A 2,959-nucleotide genomic window follows, 5' to 3' on the forward strand; every position below is an offset into this window, starting at 1 on the left:
AGAATATTGACAATAAAAAAATAAATAATATAATAATATTTAATAGAAGGTCGATGGGGTGATAATAAAATAATTTTTATACGATGTCTACTAAATTCATATTTTGGAGGATATTATGAGAAAGCAAATTAGAGATATTCAAATTAATGTAGAAGTGAAAGGGTCAGGCGACACAGTGGTCTTTGTTCATGGGCTAGGAGGGGACTTGAACATTTGGCATAGCCAGGTAAATACCTGTTCCCGTCATTTTAAAACGGTTACATATGATCTGCGTGGTTCAGGGCGAACCGATGTATCCCACCCCGATTACTCTATTGATTTATTCGTTGAAGATTTAAAAGCGCTACTAGATAGTGAATCGATTGAAAGCGCTCATATTATTGCACATTCGATGGGTACATTGATTGCTGAGCATTTTGCGATAGCCTATCCTGAAGTTGTCAAAAGTCTGACGCTTGTCGGCGGTTTTACCGAACCACCCGAAGGAGCACGAAAAGCGTTAGCGGATCGCTCTACTTTGGTTAGAGAGAACGGAATGGAGGTAATTGCCGATACCATTCTAGAAGGTGGATTCTCCAATTATTCCAAGACAAATCTAGCAGTCATGGGTTTAGTTAGGTCTTTACTTTTGACAAATGATGCGGAAGGATATGCTGCGTCATGTCGGGCCCTAGCGGAGGCTAAGGCAATTAGTCATCAGGAAGTAGAAGTACCAGTTCAGTTGATTGTTGGGGAGGAAGATAAAACCACTCCACTATCAATGTCAAAAGCCCTATACAATAACTTTCCAAACGCTGATTTGGTCGTGCTGTCTAATTGTGGACATTGGGCTACAATTGAAAAGCCGAATGAGGTAAACACAGCAATTTTGGAATTTATTAATAGGATTTAGGAAAGGAAGAGTCCTTCGCGATTGTAAGGAGAGCAAAATTACTTCACAAACTATTAAACTATCTAAGGAGAATAAAAAAATGTATCTTGCATCTTTTTTTCATGACGGGAATTTGAAGTTCGGATTTAGAAAAGCGAATGAAAGTGCCATTATCGATGCTGTTAAGGCAGAAAAACAACTATATTCCCAAGCTATATTGCCGAATACATTACAAGGAGTTATTGAACATTCGGAGGCTTTGGCACGTCTTAAGGAAATAAACCAGCGGGAGTCTGAAGTTAACGGAGATGCGATTATTCCTTTAACTGATGTGTTACTAGAAGCTCCGATTCCACAGCCAAAACGAGATATCATTTGTTTAGGTCTTAATTATCGAGAACATGCAATGGAATATACTACAGCAATGGAAGAGGAACAAAATCTTCCAAAATACCCTATAGTATTTACTAAAGCGACTACGACGGTCATTGGACCAGATCAAAAGATTAAAAGTCATCGTAATGTGACAAGCAAAATTGATTATGAAGCAGAATTAGCTATTGTAATAGGTAAAGAAGGAACAAATATATCAAAGGAAGAAGCCTATGATTATATTTTCGGTTATACCATTATCAATGATGTATCGGCACGGGATCTCCAAAAACAACATAGCCAATGGTTTCTAGGGAAGAGTTTGGATACTTTTGGACCAATGGGGCCATTTCTAGTTACTGAAGATGAAATTGAACGCCCGGTAAAGCTTGATGTTCAGTGCAGGGTGAATGGAGAGGTAAGGCAAAATTCTAATACAAATCTCCTTATTTTTGATATCCCAACTATTATTGAAACGGTTTCCGGTGGTGTAACGCTTAAGCCAGGAGATATCATTGCGACCGGAACTCCCAAAGGCGTAGGACTTGGTTTTAACCCACCAAAGTTCTTAAATGAAGGCGACGTGGTGGAAGTGGAGATTGAAAAAATCGGAGTATTAAGGAACATTGTTTCCTAGAAATTACGTTTTTCTTTATTTGTTAGAAGAAAAGGGGAGTTCTCCCTCCCCTTTTAAAAAACTTTTTGGAAGGATGGTTGATTGATGTTAGATAAGGTACTTTTAGCTAAAAATACTGTTTATTATTCAGATGAACAATTAGATGCCATTTCTAGAGGCTTTTGCCCGAATTGTTTACCCAAATATTCTCCTTATCGTATTCTTGGAACCTATTATGATGAAAAACTTAAAATAAGCCTTCACCATGTTAAGTGTGATAATCTAGTTGAATGCGAGTGGGATGAAGAGGTTCCAGCAATCCGAGAAGATAATGGACTTGAAGGTTTTTTCAATTCTTAGGTGTTAATTGGTTTCTAACNNATGTAATTTTCGGGAACAAGCGTTGAACATATATTTATTAATATGAAGAAATGAAAGGGGTTTCAAAAATGAAAGCAAAATTATTAAAAAATGGTTTATTGATTGACGGAACAGGGGCTGAAGCAAAGCAGGGAATCGATGTACTAATTGAACGCAACAAAATCACTGCTATCGGGACGAATCTTTCTATTCCTGAAACTTACGACCCCGATGAAGTAGATATTATCGAATTAAACGGAAAAACCATTATGCCAGGAATGGTTGAGGCACATACTCATTTCACATGGCAGGATTCCCTCTATATTCAAGATATCGATTTTAAACCGATTGAAGAAACCATGATTGGGGCTATTTTGAATGCAGAAACAATGCTTAAAAGCGGCTTTACATCTTGTGTAAGCGCAGCTGCTCGAGGTCGCGTGGACATTGCTTTGCGCGATGCCATTAATCGCGGACAAGTACCTGGGCCTCGAATGCTCGCAAATGGTGCTGAAGTATCTGCAACTGGCAGTTTTGTTGATTTACATCCAAACCATGTTCGAGTTCATGGACTATCCTTTTTAGCGGATGGCGAAGATGAGGTAAGAAAAGTAGTTAGAAGTTTGTTTAAAGAAGGGGCAGACCTTGTCAAGGTTAATGTGAGTGGAGAAAGTTTAACTGCTCACGCAACAGGTGAAATGACACTTTATACCTACAAAGAGGTCAGAGCTGCTGTAGAG

At 38.5% G+C, this 2,959-nt stretch carries 4 protein-coding genes; all 4 read left to right on the forward strand.

Going from position 1 to position 2,959, the window contains the following annotated elements:
• Positions 1-115 precede the first annotated feature (115 nt).
• Positions 116-892 carry an alpha/beta fold hydrolase gene (locus tag V7659_RS28280; protein WP_335543387.1) on the forward strand — a complete coding sequence of 259 codons (777 nt, stop codon included), beginning with the start codon at positions 116-118 and terminating at the stop codon, positions 890-892.
• A 79-nt stretch (positions 893-971) separates the two neighbouring features.
• Complete coding sequence (locus V7659_RS28285) at positions 972-1,880, forward strand: fumarylacetoacetate hydrolase family protein (protein ID WP_335543388.1); 909 nt, start codon at positions 972-974, stop codon at positions 1,878-1,880.
• An 84-nt stretch (positions 1,881-1,964) separates the two neighbouring features.
• Positions 1,965-2,219 (forward strand): hypothetical protein, encoded by a 255-nt coding sequence (locus V7659_RS28290; RefSeq protein WP_144548496.1) that lies wholly within the window; start codon positions 1,965-1,967, stop codon positions 2,217-2,219.
• A gap of 89 nt (positions 2,220-2,308) precedes the next feature.
• The coding region (locus V7659_RS28295) for an amidohydrolase family protein (protein WP_335543389.1) at positions 2,309-2,959 on the forward strand (651 nt) is incomplete at its 3' end.

Source organism: Neobacillus drentensis, from assembly GCF_036966985.1.
GTDB lineage: Bacteria > Bacillota > Bacilli > Bacillales > Cytobacillaceae > Neobacillus > Neobacillus drentensis_E.

Excerpts from the sequence above, each read along its gene's own strand:
- V7659_RS28280 (WP_335543387.1), top strand. The coding sequence starts at position 116 with ATGAGAAAGCAAATTAGAGATATTCAAATTAATGTAGAAGTGAAAGGG.
- V7659_RS28285 (WP_335543388.1), top strand. The coding sequence starts at position 972 with ATGTATCTTGCATCTTTTTTTCATGACGGGAATTTGAAGTTCGGATTT.
- V7659_RS28290 (WP_144548496.1), top strand. The coding sequence starts at position 1,965 with ATGTTAGATAAGGTACTTTTAGCTAAAAATACTGTTTATTATTCAGAT.